Source organism: Caballeronia sp. PC1 (genome assembly GCF_021353155.1).
Classification (GTDB): Bacteria; Pseudomonadota; Gammaproteobacteria; order Burkholderiales; family Burkholderiaceae; genus Caballeronia; species Caballeronia cordobensis.
The window spans coordinates 1,713,992-1,731,307 of the sequence record NZ_JAJUBH010000002.1; the positions used below are offsets into that span (position 1 = coordinate 1,713,992).

Genomic DNA, 17,316 nt, shown 5'->3' on the forward strand with positions numbered 1-17,316 from the left:
GAGTCACCAGATGACGCAACCCATCCACGTGCTGATCGTCGACGACATCCGCAATAACATCACCGCGCTCGAAGCATCGCTCGCGCGGCCGGATCTGTCGGTGCTGAAAGCCGAATCGGGGCCGGCCGCGCTCGAACTGCTGCTCAAGCACGACGTTGCGCTTGCGATTCTCGATGTCAACATGCCCGGCATGGACGGCTTCGAGCTCGCCGAACTGATGCGCGGCAGCCCGCGCACGGCGCACGTGCCGATCATCTTTCTCACGGCCACGGCGCAGGACACGAACCGCACGTTTCGCGGCTACGAAGCGGGCGCGGTGGACTTTCTTTACAAGCCGTTCGATTCGCGCATCCTCAATTCGAAGGTCGATGTCTTCATCCAGATGGAGCGGCAGAAGCAACAGCTCGCGACGCAACTCGCGACCGTGCAGCAACTGCTCGATGCGAACGAAATGCTCATGGCCGTGCTCGGACACGATCTGCGCACGCCGCTTTCGGCGGTGATCGCGTCGGCGGAATATCTGTCGCGCTTCGTGAAGGACGAGAACGTCGCGAATATCGGCGAGCGCATCAAGTCGAGCGGCATGCGCATGGTGCGCATGGTCGATCAGTTGCTGAACCTTGCGCGCCTGCGCGGCGGGCGCGTCACGCTGCAGCCGCGCGCGGTGGAACTGATGACGCTCGCGAAGAATATCGTCGACGAATACGAGGCGCGCGTCGGCAAGGGGCGCGTGTTCGTGCTGCGTCAGGGCGACACGCTCCTGCAAGGCGACGGCGATCTGCTTTCGCAGGTCTTTTCGAATCTCATCGGCAACGCGCTGCAGCACGGGCTCGAAGGCTCGGCGATTCAGGTGCGCCTTCAGGGCGATGCCGACGATGTGACCATCAGCGTGCAGAACGCCGGCGAAATTCCCGCCGACGTGGTGCCGACGATCTTCGCGCCGTATCGTTCGGGCCGGCGTCAGCATGAATCGAGCGGCCTCGGGCTCGGGCTCTACATCACGCGCGAGATCGCGCAGATGCACGGCGGCGACGTCAGGGTGCGCTCGACGGCCGAAGCCGGCACGACCTTCGAAGTGACGCTGCCGCGCGTGTTTCACCCGCGCCCGGGCGAGCGCGCGGACGGGGCGCAGCCGTTCAGGCTGAGCTGAATCTACAATGCGGCCTATGAACGACGAACGAAGGGAGTCCGCAATGCCAGGCCCGGATCTGGATACGAGAATCGAAACCTATTACGTGCGCGTGCGCGGCGTCGTGCAGGGCGTGGGCTTTCGCCATCACACGGTCAGGAAGGCGCATGCGCTCGGCGTGCGCGGCTGGGTCGCCAATCTCGACGACGGCTCGGTCGAAGCGGTCGTGCAGGGCGCGGCCAATCAGGTCGATCTCATGCTCGAATGGCTGCGACGCGGGCCGCCGCATGCCCGCGTCACCGACTTTCACAGCGAAGAGCGCCACGTCGAAAAACGCTACGAGCGCTTCGAGCAGCACTAACGCGCGACCAGCAAGCTCTCCGCGAACTGCCATTCCTCGTCGCGCCACTGGTGCGTGCATTCGAAGCCCGCGTCGGCGGCGATCGGCGCGACTTCCTCGGCTGCGTACTTGTGGCTGCTTTCCGTCCAGATCGTCTCGCCTTCGCGGAAATCCACGCGCAAGTCCGCCTCGCGCACGCGCACGGAAAGCGCACGCTTCGCGCGCAGGTGCATTTCGATGCTGCGCGCATCCGGATTGAAACGCGCGACGTGCTCGAAGGCATCGAGCGGAAAATCGCCGCCCAGCTCGCGATTGATGCGCGCGAGCATGTTCAGGTTGAACGCGGCCGTGACGCCGATCGGATCGTCATACGCGGCGATCAGCACCGGCAGCGGTTTGATGAGATCGGTGCCGAGCAGAAGCGCATCGCCGGGCTTGAGCATGCCGCGAATCGAGCGCAGAAAGCGGGTCGCGGCGAGCCGCGCGAAATTGCCGATGGTGCTGCCGAGAAACAGCACGAGCAGCCTTTCGCCATCCTTGCGCCTCGCGCTCACTTCCGACAGGCCCGCGAGATAGTCGCGCTCATGTCCGACGATCGACACGCGTTCGATGTCGCTCAGTTCGCGCCGGCACAACTGCAGCGCGGTGCGAGAAATTTCAATCGGATGGTAAGCGGTGGGCTGCTTTTTACACAGCGCCTCAAGAATGCGGCGCGTCTTGCGGCCGCTGCCGCTGCCCAGTTCCGCCACTTGTATCTCGCCTGACAAGGCCGCGACGATATCCGTCGCGTGATCCTTCAGCACGCGTTCTTCGGCGCGCGTCACCCCGTATTCGGGCAGCGCGGTGATGACTTCGAAGAGGGCCGAGCCGACTTCGTCATACAGATACATCGAGGGCAGTTCTTTTTGCGGGCGCTTGCTGAGTCCTACGTACACGGCCTCCGCGAAGGCGTTGGCGAAGCGGGGCGACAAGGCAGGTTGAGTCATGACGTCTCCATCGATGCGGCGTTTTCTTCGCGTGCCTTCAGCGAAAAACGAGGGCACGGCGCGTGTTGCTGCGGATGCAATGACGTGAGCGGCGGAGGAAACGCGCGAGCTGCCGCTCGGACTTCGGGACCGGACCGGCCAATCGCGCGCCGGACCGGCAAGGGTCGCCGATCATCGTGACCGGCTAAAGACAGTCGCGTGAGACGGCGTTCACGCGATGAAGTTCACGTCGAAATGCGACGCGTCTGACAAGCAAGAAGCGCGCACGCCGGCGAATCGTGTGTGAAGCGGGTTTTGAAAAAGACGCTCGCGCTGCGATTAGAATGCGCTCTCGCCGTTTCGATCGGCGTGCATTCACTTTCGCGCGAGGGCGCTTCTTTTTCGATGAATCAGCATGATCTGGGGCGCGGCATCGCGCTGTCCGTGGCGGCTTCCACGCTCTTCGCGCTCATGTCCGGCTATACGAAATGGCTCGCGCCGCTCGATGGCCTCGACATCTTCGCCTGGCGCATCTTGTGGACGCTGCCCGGCGCGCTTGCGCTCGTCGCCGTGCGAAAACGCTGGCCGCAATTATGCGCGCTCGTCGCGAAGCTCGCCAAAACGCCGCATCTGCTGCTTGCGTTCGCCGCCGCCGCCGCGCTGCTCGGCGTGCAGTTGTGGATTTTTCTCTGGGCGCCGCTGCACGGGCGGGCGCTCGAAGTGTCGCTGGGCTATTTTCTCTTGCCGCTCGCGATGGTGCTGCTCGGGCGCTTCCATTACGGCGAGCGGCTCGATGCTTTCCAGTGGGCGGGCGTCGCCGCCGCGTCCGCCGGCGTGGCGCACGAACTCATCGTCACGCATGCGTTCGCATGGCCGACGCTCGTCGTGATGCTCGGCTACCCGCCGTATTTCATGCTGCGGCGCAAGCTCAATGCCGATCCGCTCGTGTCGTTCGCGGTGGAAATCATGTTGATGGCGCCCGTCGCGGCCATCATGTTGTTCGTGCGCGGCTCGTTCGCGGAAGTCGCGGGCGAGCCGCATCTCTGGCTGCTGCTGTTGCCGGGGCTGGGCGCGCTGAGCACGATCGCGCTCGCATCGTATCTGCGCGCGAGCCGTCATCTGCCGATCGCGCTGTTCGGCATTCTCGGTTACGTGGAGCCGGTGCTGCTCGTCGGCGTCGCCGTGCTCTTGCTCGGCGAGCCATTTTCATTGCGTGAACTGGGAACGTATGTGCCGATCTGGATCGCCGTCGTACTGACGGGCGTGCACAGCGCGCGGCTCCTGATGCGCGAACGTTCGCGCAGGCAGGCCTTGCCGATAAGCGAGCATCACGCGAGCGTCGAACATGAAACGGTGGCGGAGGAGATCGAGCGCGTCGATTAACGCACGGCGCGCGCGTCGATCGCATCGCGCAGGCCGCGCATGAGACCGAGCCCGAACAGCAGCTCGACGAGAATGAAAAGCGGCCCGATCAATAGCCCGATGATGTCGTCGGCGAACGCGGGCTTGCGATGCTCGTAACGCACGTGTCCGACGAACTGAAACACCCAGCCGATCACGAAAAAGCCGATGCCGATGGCAAGCCATGTCGATGTGACCTGCGACGCGGCCCACCGCCCGAACGCCGCGCTCGCAGCCGACACGATACCCATCGCGATGCCGAGCGGCACGTCGAGCCAGAGATAATAGAGCGTGGCGAGCGCGAACAGCACGCAGGCCGGCGTGAGCATGAACGCGCCCGAGAACACGGGCCACGCGGGCCGGCTCAGCAATGCGGCTATGGCGAGCACGATCAGAGGAATGCCGACGAAGTGCGTCGCGATATTGCGCCTGTCGCGATGATAAGCGGCGTACTGCGACAACTGATCGGTCAGCGTGCGCATGGCGGGGCGTCTCCTTCTTTTTATGTTTCACCCATGATAAGCCGCGCGCCGATCACGCAACTAGAGCATTTCCTTTAGTCGAAAGTAAAAAGGCGAGCCCGAAGACTCGCCTTGTGGAACGCACCGGTTGATTATCGAGCGTGCCCGGTGCGCGATGCGATGACGCCGGCCTCCCTTACTTCTTCGCCGCGTCTACCTTCGCATCGGCCGCCGCCTTGTTAGCGTCGCTTTGTGCCTCGACTTTCTCCTTATCGGCCTTCGCTTGCGCCACGTTGGCATCCTTCGATGCCTCGTGCTTCTTCTTGTCGGCCTTCGTCTGCGCAGCGTGCTTCTTTTTGTCGGCTTTCGCCTGTGCCTTGGCGGCATCACTGCGGGCGTCGGAAGCTTGTTCCGGCGTGGTCGCCTGCGCTACCTTCGCGGCTTCCTTGTTGGCGTCGGCTTGCGCCGATGCCTTGTCCTCGTTCGCCGATGCCTGCGCCTTCGCGGCATCGTGCTGCGCTTCCGCCTTCTTCTTGTTGGCGGTCGCCTGGGCTTCGGCCTTTTCGTTATTGGCCTTCAGTTGCGCTTTGCCGGCATCGGTGGTGGCGGTTTGCGCGAATGCGGTGGAGACAAGCATGGCGGATGCGAGAGCAGCGACGATCTTCTTCATGGTTTGAAACTCCCTTGGATCTTTTAATAAGGACACGAGGCGCAGTGCGCCGCGCTGAGGATGAAAACGCCGTGTCCGTCGATATAGTTGACGTTCTTCTGGTGACAAAGCGTAACCAGTGGCGAGCAAATGAAACGGCGTACGGTAAAAGCGGCTGAGCCGTTCGCGCAAGGCGATCCGCATTACCGGCCGCAGCGAAAAGCTTGTTACGATTTCGCGAATTCGCATCCATTTGTAACTCGCCTTAGGGTAATTCGGTATCCGAATCGAATTTTCTTTTAGCGGATTTCCAACGCCGCATTTGTAATCGTTGAAATGCACAGTTACCAACTGCAGCAGTTATTTCTTAGCCGGTTGCTTAAGATGACTTCCATAAACCCGGCCAAACGGGAAATGGAGAAACTCATGAAACGCGCAGCAATTGTCTTGACGATGATCGGCAGTCTGACGATGGCCGGCCAGGCATCGGCGCATGGACACGGCGGCGGCGGCCATCACGGTGGTGGCGGCGATGGCGGCGCGATCGTCGGTGCCTTGATCGGCGGCGCGGTGCTGGGTGCGCTGGTGACGTCGGTCGCGAATGCACAGCCGGTGTACGCGCAACCGGCCTATGCGCAACCCGTCTATGAACAGCCTGAGTACGCGCAGCCGGTCTACGCACAACCGGCGCAGCCGCCTGGCTATTGCTACGACAACTATCGTCGCGCCTATGTGCCTTGCGGCTATTGATTCGATGCCGGATGCGGCACGTCGCTTGCGCTAATCCGCACACGGTCGTCGCATCCGATACGTTGCCGCGACCGGCAGGCAAACTCTGGAGACGTGCGATGAACGCGACTACGAAGAAGCTGGTGATTTCGGCGCTGGTGTTGGGCTTGTCGGGCGGCGTCTATGCGCAGGCAGGCGGCTCGATGGGCGCGGGCGGCAATGGGTCGTCGGGGGCGGGGTCGGCTGCGGGTGGCAAGGGCGGCGCCACCGGCATGGGCGGCGCGGCGGACAGCACCACGGGCACCGGCGCGAAGAGCGGCATGAGCAACGACGCCACCAATGGCATGGGCCAGGACAAGGGCACGGTGCAACGCAGCGTGCCGAATAACGGCGACATGAACTCGGGCGGCATGAAGTCGAACGGAACCGGCACGCACAAGGCGTATTGATGCGATGTCAGCCCGGCGGTGCGACATCCGTCTAATAGGCGGCGCGCGAGAGAAACAGCATGCGCCCTGAACGGCGCGAGATTTATTGACCGGCCGCCGATGCCGCATCCACCGATGCAGCCGGCTCGAAGGTCTTCGCGCGCAAGCTGACCTTTTCGGCATAGGCGCGCGAGCCGCCGTAGTTTTTCAGCGCGGCGTCCATGTCGCCCTGAGCGGACTTCATATAGCCGTAGAGGATGGCCGACCCGGTTTCGATGTTGTCTTCCGGGTCCGTCAGATCCACGTTGCGCACGAGCTTCTTGTGCGCCGACGGCACCACCTGCATCAGCCCCGTGGCGTTGTTCGGCCCCTTCGCCGTTTCCTTGAAGCGCGATTCGATCGAGATGATGGCGAGCAGCAGCGCGGGCGGGAGCGAATATTTCGCCGCCGATGCCATGACCGCCGACGCGATGGTCTGCGCCTTTTCGCGCGCCACGCCGAACTTCCGCGTGAGCATGTTCGAAATCTTGTGACCGGCTTCCTGTGCCTTCGGGTCTTGCGCGGCGGCGTCGCTGGCGGAGGCGCTGGTCGGCGCTTCCTGGGCGAGCGCGGTGTGCGCGGAACTCAACGAGAAGGCAAGCGCGGCAAAGAAGACGAGGAAACGACGCATCGGACGGGAGAGATCAAAGCGGAACCGCATTATAGCCACATAAAAAACCTATGTGGATCAGGTACTTGTCTTAAATATGATGTTTATTTTGACAATTCGGCATGATTTACGTGCGCTCGGCGCGTTTGGCCGACGACGGTGCCGAAATGCCCTCGCCGGCGTCCGCCGAGAGGCGCGCGAACATCGGCAGCGAAGCCAGCACGACGATCGCCGTGACGATGAAACCGCACGCCAGTTGCCAGCGCTCGGTATGCGCGCTGCCGGAAACGAGCATCGTCGCCTGGATCGTGCCGGCCGCGACCGTCACGCCGACCGCCTTCATCAACTGCTGCGCGGTGCCCTGGAAGGAGGTCGCGGCGGCGAGGCGCGGCTTGGGGACATCGGCGAAAGCGAGTGCGCCCATCGTCGCGAAACTGAGCGAGCGGCCGAGTCCGCCCACGAGCAGAAGCAGGAAGATGGCGGCGGCGGGCCACGCCTGCGACATCGTCGAGCAGACGAGCAGCACCGCCGCGAAGATCACGCTGCCCGCGCATAAAACCGTGCGCACCGAAAAGCGCCGCAGCGCGAGCGCGGTCATCGGGCGCATGCAGAACGAGCCGAGCGCGCTCGCGAAGGTGACGAGGCCGCTTGCCGTCGCGCTATAGCCAAAGCCGGTCTGCAGCGTCAGCGGCACGAGAAACGGCAGCGCGCCCGCGCCGGCGCGAAACAGGCTGCCCGCGATCGTCGCGGCGTGAAACGTGGGAATCGACAGCAGCGAAAAATCGATCGCCGGATTGGTCACGCGGCGGCAATGCAGCACCGTCACGCGAAACAGCAGCAGACCGGCCGCGGCGCAGATCCACGGCATGCCCGCCGGCAGCACGCCGCGCCCCGCGCTTTCGATGCCGACCATGAAGAGACTCAGCGATACGCCCGCCAGCAGCATGCCGCGCAGATCGGGCGGCGTGCGGTCTTCGGGCGTCGATGGCGGCAGCAATTTCCATGTGAGAAAGAGTCCGATCGCGCCGACCGGTACGTTGACCCAGAAGATGCTGCGCCACGAGAGCGCGTCGGTGAGAAAGCCGCCGAGCGGCGGGCCGAGCAACGGGCCGACGAGCGCGGGCATCGTGAGCCATGTGGTCGCCAGCAGAAGCTCTTCGCGCTTGACGCCGCGAAACAGGATCAGGCGGCCGACGGGCACCATCATTGCGCCGCCGAGGCCTTGCACGACGCGCGCGGCGAGCAGTTGCGGCAGCGTCGTGGCGGCGGCGCACGCGACGGACGCGAGCGTGAAGGTCGCAATCGCCCACATGAACACGCGCCGCGCGCCGAAGCGGTCGGCGACCCATCCGCTCGCGGGAATGAACACGGTCAAGGCGACGAGATACGCGGTGATCGCGCTGGAGAGATGAACCGGATCGACGTTGAGATCGCGGGCCATCGTCGGGATGGCCGTCGCGACAATCGTGCCGTCCATGTTCTGCATGAACAGGGCGCTGGCGACGACGGCGGCGGTGACGCGGAAGTTGCCGCCTTTCACGATGCGGTGCTCGCGTGACGCGAGACGTATTGGAATGGGATTCGATGCATGGCGCACAGTCTAGCGCGATACACGAACGAACGTTTTCGTGCGCGGGCTAGCTCGACGCACGCGCGACGCTCGCCGCCATCGCCAGGAAATACGGCAGGTCCGGCGTGACGCGATGCGCGTCTTTCGCTTCGTCGTCCCAGCGGCGCAACGCAATGGCGTCTTGCGCGTAGGGCTTCGAGAGAAACGCTTGCGCGGCTTCGTCGCCGAAGATGCCGCCCTGCAATTGCAGGCTGCGCACCGAATCCGCCGATAAACGCGCGTAATACGACGGATCGATCGCGCACAGGCAACGCTTCGCATCGACGTGCAGGCGAATCGGTTCGAGCACGGCATCGGAAAAGAGCGGGCGCAGGAACGGCAGCGCGTAGTACTGGTGCAGATCGTCGATGCCGCGTTCGCTCGGCGTCGCGCCCTGCAGGTTCAGCAAGTGCCCGAGATCGTGCAGCAACGCGGCGACGACGAGCTCGCGGCTCGCGCCCGCCGCTTCGGCGAGCGTCGCGCTCTGCAACGCGTGCTGCAACTGCGTGACCGGCTCGCCGCTGTAGGCGATCGAGCCGTGCCTGTCGAAAAGCTGCCGGATGTCGTCGAGTGAAAGGGCCATCGTAAGGAAACCGTCGAGCGGTTATGCTGAAAGCGGGAAGCGCGCGATTTTCGCAGGCTTTCATGACGCGACGATGGCTGCGTTCGCCGCATCGCGCGCGAGGATCGATACGATGCCTTTCTCGTTCAGCCGCCATCCGGCGCTCGCCGGGCTCGATCGTGCGTCACGCCGCGATGTGCGACGCATCGCGTGGCATTTCGCGCAAAGGCACTGGAGCTTGCACGCGCCCGCGTTCGCGTGGATCGTGTTCGTGCTGCTGCACACGCGCTATCACGTCATGCCGGAGCGGCGCGACTATCTGCTCGTCACGCTCGTTATTTTCGTGCTGGCGGTGGTCAATATCCGGCTGCATATCGCGCGCTATCTGAGGCCGGCGCGCGCCCTCTTCGATGCGCTCGGCAGTGCGGCCGCACGCGCGGTCATCGGTCGATAAGGGCTTGTGTTGCAACGCCGCATCGCGCGAAGAGACCCCGTTTTTCGCGTGTTACGATGACCGGCACCCGTATCCACCGAACGCAAGATGGCAACGCTATACGAAACGCTCGGCGTGAACGAGCACGCCAACGAAGCAGAAATCAAACGCGCGTATCGCAAAGCCGCGATGCGCTGCCACCCCGACCGCAACGCGGGCAACGAAGACGCCGCCCGCGCGAAGTTCCAGGAAATCAAGGAAGCCTACGCCATCCTGTCCGACCCCGCGCAGCGCGAGGTCTACGATCGCATCTATGCGGAAGAGATGCGTCGCTGGGAAGAGCGCACACGTCGCGAAGAAGCGGAACGCGAGGCGCGCGAAGCGAAGGCGCGCAAGGCACGCGAGGCGCGTGAAGCGAAAGAGCGCGAGGCACGCGAGGCGCTCTATGCAAAGCGCATATCGCTCGCGATGCGTTTCGCGTCGCAAGGCCATAACCGCGATGTCGTGTTCGGCGTGCTGCTCGGCGCGCAATGCGACGAATCCACGGCAAGGCAGATAGCCGACAGCGCGATCGCGCTGCACGAATCGCGGCAGGCGAAGGCGGAAGCGCTCGATAAGGAGGAGAAGAAGCCCGAGGAAAAGGCGGAAGCGAAGCCGGAACCGAAAAAGGATGAGAAGGAAGCCGCCACCGCCGGCGCTGCGAATCCGCTCGGCGCGATGTGGTTTCAGTTCCTCAACAATATGCGTTTCTAGTTATGTGCTGCTGTCGCGAGGAACGCTCTGTCTTCGAGCGGGGCGGCTGAAACCGGACAATCGAATCAGACCTGCAAAACAAGCAATAGAAGCATCGAATCACGCGGCGAGCCGTTCGCCGCGCATGTTGTTTCGACTGGGCGCGGGCGGGTAGACGCACCAGTGTCCATCGTCGTGACGAAAGAAGAACAGCGCTCTCGATACCGCGCCGTGCAGTGCCTCGACACAGACATAGCGGCGTCCATCGGAACGCGTGCGGCTGAACTGCCGCACATGCACCGGCACACAGCCGGGCGCCAGCCATTTCTCGACCTGATAACGCAGGGACCGCTCGTTCGCGCATTTCATTTCAGTCTCCAGCACGCGGCATTCATGTTCGGGATAACGGCAGAACCCGCCGTTGTTTGAAGCCCCGTCCGATGAATCCCCTGCCGCGACGCACCACGTTCTTGACAAAGCACTTGAACTCTACGCCTGGATTCCAGGCCCGTGCCCGTTTTTGCGAAATAGCAACAGCGAGCTTTCACGCATCTTCGGCCATGCCTTGTTTCCGCAAGATGCGTCACGCCATGGAGTCATCCTCGTGCAACGCGATGCGAGGGTATGTGCGCGATCGGTCATATGAAAGGGCGAATGCGTACGCTACCCGTCACTGGGTATGAAGCGAACGTCGTGCCTGCGCGCGCCGGATCAGAGCGGGCGCGCGAAGCTCAGTTCGTGACCGTCGGGGTCGGTGAGATGGAAGTAGCGCTCGTTCCAGGGCGCATCGCGTGGCGCGAATTGCGGCTCGATGCCCTGCGCCACCGCCTTCCGATAGAACGCGTCCACATCGGACACGTAGATGATGACGCGGCCCCAGAACTGGATCGGGCCGTGCGTCTCGCTGGTGAGATTGAGGTATGAACTGCCGGAACTGCCGAGTGCGAACGACGTGAATGCCTCGTTCACGCCGCCATACAACATGCGAAAGCCCAGCGCTTCATAGAAGCGCACCGCGCGGTCCATGTCGCGCGTCGCGAGCGTGATCGCGCTCAGGCTTTCGATGCGCGCATCGCCCTCGTCCGGCTGCTGATCGCCGCTCATCCGGAATGATGCTGATGCGATACGAGCGGCAACACCGACAGATCCGGATGCGTGCCGTCGATGATGCTCTTGCCGATATGCCGCGCATCGTCCACGGCATCTTCCGCAGTCTTGTACGCGTCGTCGCCATCGGCATGAAAATGCACGGCTTCGCCGGGCGTGTCGGCGTGGGCGCCGGGCCTGCACACATGACCGATATACACGTAGCGCTCCATCTTGCTGGGCGGCGCGTGCTCGGGCGTCGGCTTCGCTTGCGGCAGCACGTGAATCTCGAATCCTTCGTAATCGAAGACGCGCCATTGAGCGGGATCGTCGGGCATGATCGCCTCCTTTGTAGTGTTCGCTCACGAGTCAACGTTACTCTTGTTGACGCGATCAATCCACCGCGATGCACGGCTGACCGTTCACGTCAGACGAAAGACGCGTTGCGCGGAAATTGACAGCGTTCTCGCGCGCGGCGGATACTTTTCCGCGCACCTTCAGCGCATCTGTCAGCCGTTTTCCCGCCTCCGGGAGGCGCCGTGAAGCCAGCCACGACACATCGCACGGTCCTTGAGCGCGCCATGCCGCGTGCGACCGCGCTCGTCGGCGACATCACCGCGGGCACGGTCTCCACGCTCGTCATGCTGTGCTATGCGATGAGTCTCGGCACGCTTATCTTCAGCGCCGATCTCGCGCGCTATGCGGAGCTCGGCGTGCCGACCGCGCTCGTGAGCTGCATCGTCACCGCGTTCGTGATCGCGCTGACGAGCTCGATGCGCATGAACATCGGCGGGCCGGACAGCAACGCGACGGCGTTCCTCGTCGGCGTCGCGGCAGGCGTCGCGAGCAGCGTGCGCGCGAACGGCGGCACGCCCACGGTGATCCTGCTGACGGTGCTCGTCGCCATCGCGCTGTGCTCGCTCGTGACGGGGCTCATTCTCTTCGCGATCGGTTCGTCCAAGCGCAGCCGCTCGCTGCAATTCCTGCCGTATCCCGTCATGGGCGGCTTTCTCGCCGGCACGGGCTATTTGCTGATCGCGGGCGCGTTTCGCGTGCTGACGGGCGTCGCGCTCGACTGGCATGCGCTGCCGCGGCTCGTGCACCTGCACTGGCTCGCATGGGCGCCCGCGCTGTTCGTCGGCGCGCTCGCGACGATCCTCGCGCGCACCTGGCGTCATTCGGCCGCGTTGCCGATCACGCTCGCCATCGGCATCGCGCTCTTCTATGCGCTGTTGCACGCTTCGGGCATCTCGCCTGACGAAGCGCGCGATCTGGGCCTCCTGCTTCAGCATGTGCCGATGCACGCGCTGCATATTCCCGAGCTGCATCTGCCGTCATCGCTTGCGCGCGGCGAGATCGACTGGCGCGCGATCGTCGCGCACATGCCGGAGACGCTCATCGTCACGTCGGTGTCGGCGATCACGATCATCATGAACTCGACCGCGATGGGCGCGGCGACCGGTCAGGACATCGACCTGAATCGCGAGATGCGGGCCGCGGGCCTCGCGAATATCGCGAGCGGGCTTTTCGGCGGGATGGTCGGCTACCAGTCGTACAACCGCTCGATGCTCAACGCGCGCGCCGGCGCGACGAGCCGCGCGGCGGGCGTGTTCGCTGCGCTCGCGTGCCTCTTCGTGCTGATCGCTTCGCCCGATCTCGTCTCGCTCTTTCCGGTGCCCGTGCTCGTCGGCATGCAGATCTACATGGGCTTGCGGCTCATGATGGACTGGCTCGTCGGCGCGTACCGCAAGCTCGCGTGGCACGAGTATGTGCTCGTGCCGCTGATTCTCGCGGTGATTGCCTTCTATGGCGTGATTGCGGGCGTCGTCGCGGGCGTGGTCGCGGCGTGCGTCACGTTCGCCTTGCTGTATGGCCGCGCGGGCTGCGTGCGCATGGAGTTCGATGGCCGCACGCGCACGTCGAATGTCGAGCGCAGCATCGAGGAGACGCGCTTTCTGATCGATCGCGGCGATGAAATCTGCGGCGTCTGCCTGCAAGGCTTTCTGTTCTTCGGCTCGGCGAATTCGATGCTGCAGCGTATTCGCGAGCGCATCCGCTCGCATGGTCCGCGGCCGGTGCGCTATGTCGTGCTCGATTTCGCGTGGACCAACGGCATGGATGCGTCGGTGTCGCTCGCGTTCGTGAAGCTGCGTCAGGCATGCGCGGCGATCGGCGCGGAACTCGTGCTGACCGCGCTGCCGCGCAACTCGCGCGCGCGGCTCATGCGCACGGGCGCGCTCGCGCTCGGCATTCACGAGTTCGAGACGCTCGATGCCGGGCTCGAATGGATCGAAGGGCGCCAGCTTGCCGCGTTGACGCGCGCATTCGAGCCATGCGCGCCGTCCGGCGATTTTCGCGCGATGCTCGCGCCGCATTTCACAGAGCGCGCGCTCGATGGCCTTGCGCACTGGCTCGATGTCTGCGATGTCGGCGCGGGCGAAGCGCTCTTTCGGCGCGGCGACGCGGGCGATGCGCTCTATATCGTCGAGGAAGGGCGCGTGACCGTCTCGCTGCCGCTCGCGGACGGGCGCTCGGTGCGGCTGCGCTCGTTCGGGCCGGGCACGATCATCGGCGAGATGGCGGTGTATACGCATGCGCCGCGCAGCGCGGATGTCGTCGCCGACGAGCCTGCGCGCTTGCGTCGTCTCACGCTCGCGGCATTGCGCAAGCTCGAACTCGAGGATCCGCTGACCGCGCAGGAATGGCATCGCTTCGTCGTGAAGATGATGGCTTCGCGGCTTGCCGTCGCGGATGAAGCATTGCGCGCGGCGTCGTGAGCACGCATCGCGGATCGGATGCGTGCCCGGCGCGCGCGTTTCAGTTGTCGCGTTCGCTGCCTTTGATGCGGCCTTCGAAGATCGCGAGGTTGACGTCCCAGTCGTCGATGGTTGCATAGCCTCTGCCGTCGACGGTCGCGAGCACCGCGCGGCCACCGACGATGCGCTTCATCTGCGCTGGCGTGAGCGAAGCTTCGATGGCGTCATCGGGACCGGCCTTCAGGTCTTCGACGATCAGCATGCGTTTCATGATGGTTCTCCTGGCTTGAGTGGATTCGGCGTGTCGAGCACGGCACATGCTCGCGAGGTTTTTTGCAAGCCCCATGCCATTTGCCGCGATCGAAGTGCGCGTCCGCGCGTGAGCCTTGCGGGAGCGGCTTCGCGGGGATGGTCGCTTCATGCGTCGCGCCGCTTGATCGCGGCGCTCGCCGCCGGTATGTTGGATGGGCGCGAACAGGTATGCGGTCTGCTGTTGGCGCAGACCGCAGCACATCATCGAGGCCATGACCATGATCCCCATACTTCGCGCGATGCTCGCGATGACGTTCGCTATCTTCATGAGCGGTGCGCTGGCGCAAGGCGCGGCGCAGTCGATCGCCCTGCTCGACTGCACCCTGATCGACGACAACGCCGCCTACAACGACGCCGATATCAACCGCATTCAGTCGCAGCGCCTGAAGATGGTGAGCGGCGCATTGCGCGACGACGTGCGCGAACGCGCGCTCTTTCGCGTCGCCGACAACGCGCAGGCGGGCGAGCTCATCGCTTCGCTGCAAGGCACGCAGGACATGAGCGCGTGCAATGGCTGCGAGCTGCGCGTGGCGAAGCAACTCGATGCATCGCGCGTCGGCGTGTGCTGGGTGCAGAAGATCAGCAACCTCATTCTCAACATGAACCTGCGCGTCGAGGATGCCGTCACCGGCGCGACGCTTTTTCAGCGTTCGGTCGATATTCGCGGCAACACCGATCTCTCGTGGCGGCGCGGCGCGAAGGCGCTCGTCGATCTGCTCGCGAGCGATCCGGACGCGACGCGCTGAATGCCGCGACGCCGCATCTGCGGCGATTTCGGGAATTTCTCCCGGCCGATGCCGTTGCCAGCGCGCCTTCGATTGGGCTAAGTTGGACTTGCAGGCACGCGCGCTGTGCGATGCGCCGCGCGCGTGCGTCCGAACGAACTCGAATAAGCCACACGAAACCGCTGGAGACGACCATGCAAGTCAGAATCGCGCCATCGCTCGCGCTTGCCGTTGCATTCGCCGCGAACGTCGCGCACGCCGCCGCGCCGACCGCCTACGTGACGACCGAGAAGGCGGGCATCGGCGTCATCGACCTCGAGAATCTTTCGCTCACGAAGACCTGGGACTTCGGCAAGGACGGCCCGCGCGGCCTCTCGCTGAACAAGGACGGCACGCGGCTCTACGTGGCGAACAAGGCGACGGGCGATCTTTCGGAAATCGATACGTCGACGGGCAAGGTTACGCGGCGCGTGAAGATCGGCCAGAATCCGGAGTTCGTGCGCGTGTTCGGCGGCTATGCGTATGTGACCTACGAACCGGGCGAAAGCGGCGGCCCGCCCAAGCCGGGCGAACCCGAAAAAGACGATGACGACCCGAACTCGCCGCCCGCCGAGATCGCCATCGTCGATCTGAAGACCTTGAAGGTCACGCATTCGGTGAAGAGCGGACACGAGACCGAGGGCGTCGAGTTTTCGCCGGACGGCAAGCTGATTCTCGTGACCAACGAGGGCGACGATACCGTGTCGGTGTATCGCGTCGGCACGGGCAAGCCGGTACGCACGGTGAAGCTCGCGAAGGGCTCGCGACCGCGCGGCATCAAGGTATCGCCCAGCGGCAAGCAATACGTGGTGACGCTGGAGAACGCGAACAAGTTCGTCGTGCTCGATGGCACGAGTCTGAAGACGCTGAAGACGGTCGATACGAAGACCGGTCCGTATGGCGTCTCGTTCGATCCATCGGGCAAGCGGCTTCTCGTGGCGGCATCGCGCGACAAGACGCTGCAGGTGTTCGACGGCACCACGTTCGCGCACATGCAGGACGTGCCCGTCGGGCAGCGCTGCTGGCACTTCAGCTTCACGCCGGACGGCTCAAAGCTGCTGCTCGCGTGCGGGCGCTCGAACGCGGTCTATGTGCTCGACGGCGCCGACTATAAAGAGGTCAAGCAGATCGGCGACTTGCCGCTCGCGTGGGGCATCGTGACGTATCCGGCGAGCGCGGGGTCGATCGAAGGGCGGTGAGGGGTGATGGTAGATGGCCGCCGCGTGCGGCCATACCTTGTTTCACACTTCGGATTCAGGACGCGCGGATAATCGAGGATCGCCCGCTTGCGCCCTCACCGAATCATGCCGAAGATATCTGTAGTTATCCCGACGTATAACGCCGGGAAACACATCGTCGAAACGTTGCAGTCGCTGCTGCATCAGGAAGCGGATTTCGAAATTCTCGTGCTCGACGACGCCAGCACCGACGCCACGCTCGATCTCGCGCGCAGCCTGAACGATTCGCGCATCCGCGTTTTTCCGCTCGAACACAATCTGGGCCGCCCGGCCAACGCGAACCGGGGTTTCGATCTGTGCCGCGGCGAATACATCGCGCGTATCGATCACGACGATATCGCGGAGCCGGAGCGGCTGAGCAAGCAGGCCGCGTTTCTCGATGCGCACCCGGACATCACGGTCGTCGGCTCGCAAATCCGGCATTTCGGCGAAGACGATTTCGTGAGCGATTTCCCGCTCGACGACGCGCATATCAAGGCGCGCTTCGTCGCAGGCCAGGCGTATATCGCCAATCCGAGCACGATGTTCCGCCGCGCGTTCGTTCAGCGGCACGGCATTCGCTACGATCCCAATCTCGATATCGTCGACGATCTCGGCTTCTGGTTCGATTGCATGTTGCGCGGTGCGCGCTTCGCGAATCTGCCTGAAGCGCTGACCCGTTACCGGATTCATCGCGGCATGACGTCGCTGAATCTGAGCTTGTCCGCGTTGTATGAAGCCAAGGCTCGCCTGTACGCGCGTATCCTGCCGGCGTTCTACCCGCGCGTGACCGGGCATGACATCGCCAACCTGTGCAAGCTGTACGCGCATCCGCCAAAGTGCGACTGGGACATGAACGAACTTCTGGCGCTGCATCGTTCGGTGGGCATCGCGATATCGGAAATCGATCTGCGCTGGGGCGCGAGCCCCGCCGTACTCGAAGGCGGCCTGCTGGGCTTGCTGCACCAAACGCTGACTCTGTTCGACGAAGTGCATCCGCGCAGCGATCAGGACAAGCACGAATGCAACGTCGCGATGTGGGACGGGATCAACGCACGCGGCATCCCGTGGAAGTCCTGGCAGGACTAGACGGC

The 17,316-nt window shown here is 64.0% G+C and carries 21 protein-coding genes; 11 read left to right on the forward strand and 10 right to left on the reverse strand.

The window, feature by feature from the left end:
* Nucleotides 1-10 precede the first annotated feature (10 nt).
* The gene (locus tag LY284_RS23870) at nt 11-1,150 is read left to right on the forward strand and encodes a hybrid sensor histidine kinase/response regulator (protein ID WP_233388172.1); all 1,140 of its coding nucleotides are present in this window, start codon (nt 11-13) and stop codon (nt 1,148-1,150) included.
* A gap of 43 nt (nt 1,151-1,193) precedes the next feature.
* Nucleotides 1,194-1,490, forward strand: a complete 297-nt coding sequence (locus tag LY284_RS23875) for an acylphosphatase (protein WP_014251634.1) — start codon at nt 1,194-1,196, stop codon at nt 1,488-1,490.
* Here the strand turns inward: LY284_RS23875 and egtD are convergent.
* Nucleotides 1,487-2,455, reverse strand: coding sequence for an L-histidine N(alpha)-methyltransferase (egtD, locus tag LY284_RS23880; protein WP_233388173.1), 969 nt, complete (start codon nt 2,453-2,455; stop codon nt 1,487-1,489). The genes LY284_RS23875 and egtD overlap by 4 nt on opposite strands.
* Nucleotides 2,456-2,839: 384 nt before the next feature.
* Between egtD and rarD the strand changes: the two genes are divergently transcribed.
* The gene (gene rarD, locus LY284_RS23885; protein WP_233388174.1) at nt 2,840-3,817 is read left to right on the forward strand and encodes an EamA family transporter RarD; all 978 of its coding nucleotides are present in this window, start codon (nt 2,840-2,842) and stop codon (nt 3,815-3,817) included.
* On the opposite strand, the gene LY284_RS23890 is transcribed toward rarD, so the two are convergent.
* Complete coding sequence (locus LY284_RS23890; protein ID WP_233388175.1) at nt 3,814-4,317, reverse strand: DUF962 domain-containing protein; 504 nt, start codon at nt 4,315-4,317, stop codon at nt 3,814-3,816. The two genes, rarD and LY284_RS23890, sit on opposite strands and share 4 nt — an antisense overlap.
* Before the next feature lie 175 nt (nt 4,318-4,492).
* On the reverse strand, nt 4,493-5,287 hold the full coding sequence (locus LY284_RS39310; RefSeq protein ID WP_233388176.1) for a hypothetical protein: 795 nt from the start codon (nt 5,285-5,287) through the stop codon (nt 4,493-4,495).
* Nucleotides 5,288-5,371: 84 nt separating this feature from the next.
* Between LY284_RS39310 and LY284_RS23900 the strand changes: the two genes are divergently transcribed.
* Nucleotides 5,372-5,695: a hypothetical protein gene (locus LY284_RS23900; protein ID WP_053569882.1), complete on the forward strand. Its 324-nt coding sequence runs from the start codon at nt 5,372-5,374 to the stop codon at nt 5,693-5,695.
* 98 nt (nt 5,696-5,793) lie between these two features.
* Entirely contained in the window at nt 5,794-6,123 is a 330-nt protein-coding gene (locus LY284_RS38965) for a hypothetical protein (RefSeq protein ID WP_304503014.1), read from the forward strand.
* Nucleotides 6,124-6,205: 82 nt separating this feature from the next.
* Here LY284_RS38965 and LY284_RS23910 read toward each other — a convergent pair whose 3' ends face one another.
* The 3 genes from LY284_RS23910 to LY284_RS23920 form a co-directional block, all read right to left on the reverse strand.
* Nucleotides 6,206-6,772, reverse strand: a complete 567-nt coding sequence (locus LY284_RS23910) for a transglycosylase SLT domain-containing protein (RefSeq protein WP_233388177.1) — start codon at nt 6,770-6,772, stop codon at nt 6,206-6,208.
* A 106-nt stretch (nt 6,773-6,878) separates the two neighbouring features.
* Nucleotides 6,879-8,291, reverse strand: a complete 1,413-nt coding sequence (locus LY284_RS23915; protein WP_233388178.1) for a DHA2 family efflux MFS transporter permease subunit — start codon at nt 8,289-8,291, stop codon at nt 6,879-6,881.
* Between the two features lie 97 nt (nt 8,292-8,388).
* Nucleotides 8,389-8,943, reverse strand: a complete 555-nt coding sequence (locus LY284_RS23920) for a phosphonate degradation HD-domain oxygenase (RefSeq protein WP_233388179.1) — start codon at nt 8,941-8,943, stop codon at nt 8,389-8,391.
* A gap of 73 nt (nt 8,944-9,016) precedes the next feature.
* Between LY284_RS23920 and LY284_RS23925 the strand changes: the two genes are divergently transcribed.
* Entirely contained in the window at nt 9,017-9,376 is a 360-nt protein-coding gene (locus tag LY284_RS23925; RefSeq protein ID WP_233388180.1) for a hypothetical protein, read from the forward strand.
* 87 nt (nt 9,377-9,463) lie between these two features.
* Nucleotides 9,464-10,108: a DnaJ domain-containing protein gene (locus LY284_RS23930; RefSeq protein WP_233388181.1), complete on the forward strand. Its 645-nt coding sequence runs from the start codon at nt 9,464-9,466 to the stop codon at nt 10,106-10,108.
* A 99-nt stretch (nt 10,109-10,207) separates the two neighbouring features.
* Here the strand turns inward: LY284_RS23930 and LY284_RS23935 are convergent, their stop codons facing one another.
* From LY284_RS23935 to LY284_RS23945, 3 genes are all read right to left on the reverse strand, one after another.
* Entirely contained in the window at nt 10,208-10,456 is a 249-nt protein-coding gene (locus LY284_RS23935) for a hypothetical protein (RefSeq protein WP_014251646.1), read from the reverse strand.
* A gap of 342 nt (nt 10,457-10,798) precedes the next feature.
* A complete protein-coding gene (locus LY284_RS23940; RefSeq protein ID WP_233388182.1) occupies nt 10,799-11,191 on the reverse strand; it encodes a VOC family protein in 393 nt (130 codons plus the stop codon).
* Nucleotides 11,188-11,511 carry a hypothetical protein gene (locus tag LY284_RS23945; protein ID WP_045452688.1) on the reverse strand — a complete coding sequence of 108 codons (324 nt, stop codon included), beginning with the start codon at nt 11,509-11,511 and terminating at the stop codon, nt 11,188-11,190. Before LY284_RS23945 ends, LY284_RS23940 begins: the two co-directional genes overlap by 4 nt.
* 243 nt (nt 11,512-11,754) lie before the next feature.
* Here LY284_RS23945 and LY284_RS23950 point away from each other — a divergent pair, with 243 nt between their 5' ends.
* Nucleotides 11,755-13,950, forward strand: coding sequence for a SulP family inorganic anion transporter (locus tag LY284_RS23950; RefSeq protein ID WP_233388183.1), 2,196 nt, complete (start codon nt 11,755-11,757; stop codon nt 13,948-13,950).
* A 40-nt stretch (nt 13,951-13,990) separates the two neighbouring features.
* Here LY284_RS23950 and LY284_RS23955 read toward each other — a convergent pair whose 3' ends face one another.
* Nucleotides 13,991-14,455, reverse strand: coding sequence for a hypothetical protein (locus tag LY284_RS23955; RefSeq protein ID WP_233388184.1), 465 nt, complete (start codon nt 14,453-14,455; stop codon nt 13,991-13,993).
* 4 nt (nt 14,456-14,459) lie between these two features.
* Here LY284_RS23955 and LY284_RS23960 point away from each other — a divergent pair, with 4 nt between their 5' ends.
* The 3 genes from LY284_RS23960 to LY284_RS23970 all read left to right on the forward strand — a co-directional run bounded on the left by LY284_RS23960 (nt 14,460) and on the right by LY284_RS23970 (nt 17,311).
* The gene (locus tag LY284_RS23960) at nt 14,460-14,987 is read left to right on the forward strand and encodes a DUF3280 domain-containing protein (protein WP_233388185.1); all 528 of its coding nucleotides are present in this window, start codon (nt 14,460-14,462) and stop codon (nt 14,985-14,987) included.
* A 173-nt stretch (nt 14,988-15,160) separates the two neighbouring features.
* Nucleotides 15,161-16,204: a beta-propeller fold lactonase family protein gene (locus tag LY284_RS23965; RefSeq protein WP_045452694.1), complete on the forward strand. Its 1,044-nt coding sequence runs from the start codon at nt 15,161-15,163 to the stop codon at nt 16,202-16,204.
* 105 nt (nt 16,205-16,309) lie between these two features.
* Nucleotides 16,310-17,311, forward strand: coding sequence for a glycosyltransferase (locus LY284_RS23970; protein ID WP_233388186.1), 1,002 nt, complete (start codon nt 16,310-16,312; stop codon nt 17,309-17,311).
* Nucleotides 17,312-17,316: the final 5 nt, after the last annotated feature.

Coding starts and splice junctions, on each gene's coding strand:
- LY284_RS23870 (WP_233388172.1), top strand. CDS start 11: ATGACGCAACCCATCCACGTGCTGATCGTCGACGACATCCGCAATAAC.
- LY284_RS23940 (WP_233388182.1), bottom strand. CDS start 11,191: ATGAGCGGCGATCAGCAGCCGGACGAGGGCGATGCGCGCATCGAAAGC.
- LY284_RS23960 (WP_233388185.1), top strand. CDS start 14,460: ATGATCCCCATACTTCGCGCGATGCTCGCGATGACGTTCGCTATCTTC.
- LY284_RS23890 (WP_233388175.1), bottom strand. CDS start 4,317: ATGCGCACGCTGACCGATCAGTTGTCGCAGTACGCCGCTTATCATCGC.
- LY284_RS23965 (WP_045452694.1), top strand. CDS start 15,161: ATGCAAGTCAGAATCGCGCCATCGCTCGCGCTTGCCGTTGCATTCGCC.
- LY284_RS23945 (WP_045452688.1), bottom strand. CDS start 11,511: ATGCCCGACGATCCCGCTCAATGGCGCGTCTTCGATTACGAAGGATTC.
- LY284_RS23875 (WP_014251634.1), top strand. CDS start 1,194: ATGCCAGGCCCGGATCTGGATACGAGAATCGAAACCTATTACGTGCGC.
- egtD (WP_233388173.1), bottom strand. CDS start 2,455: ATGACTCAACCTGCCTTGTCGCCCCGCTTCGCCAACGCCTTCGCGGAG.
- LY284_RS23900 (WP_053569882.1), top strand. CDS start 5,372: ATGAAACGCGCAGCAATTGTCTTGACGATGATCGGCAGTCTGACGATG.
- LY284_RS23920 (WP_233388179.1), bottom strand. CDS start 8,943: ATGGCCCTTTCACTCGACGACATCCGGCAGCTTTTCGACAGGCACGGC.
- LY284_RS23930 (WP_233388181.1), top strand. CDS start 9,464: ATGGCAACGCTATACGAAACGCTCGGCGTGAACGAGCACGCCAACGAA.
- LY284_RS23925 (WP_233388180.1), top strand. CDS start 9,017: ATGGCTGCGTTCGCCGCATCGCGCGCGAGGATCGATACGATGCCTTTC.
- LY284_RS23910 (WP_233388177.1), bottom strand. CDS start 6,772: ATGCGTCGTTTCCTCGTCTTCTTTGCCGCGCTTGCCTTCTCGTTGAGT.
- LY284_RS38965 (WP_304503014.1), top strand. CDS start 5,794: ATGAACGCGACTACGAAGAAGCTGGTGATTTCGGCGCTGGTGTTGGGC.
- rarD (WP_233388174.1), top strand. CDS start 2,840: ATGAATCAGCATGATCTGGGGCGCGGCATCGCGCTGTCCGTGGCGGCT.
- LY284_RS23950 (WP_233388183.1), top strand. CDS start 11,755: ATGCCGCGTGCGACCGCGCTCGTCGGCGACATCACCGCGGGCACGGTC.
- LY284_RS23955 (WP_233388184.1), bottom strand. CDS start 14,455: ATGGCCTCGATGATGTGCTGCGGTCTGCGCCAACAGCAGACCGCATAC.
- LY284_RS23935 (WP_014251646.1), bottom strand. CDS start 10,456: ATGAAATGCGCGAACGAGCGGTCCCTGCGTTATCAGGTCGAGAAATGG.
- LY284_RS23970 (WP_233388186.1), top strand. CDS start 16,310: ATGCCGAAGATATCTGTAGTTATCCCGACGTATAACGCCGGGAAACAC.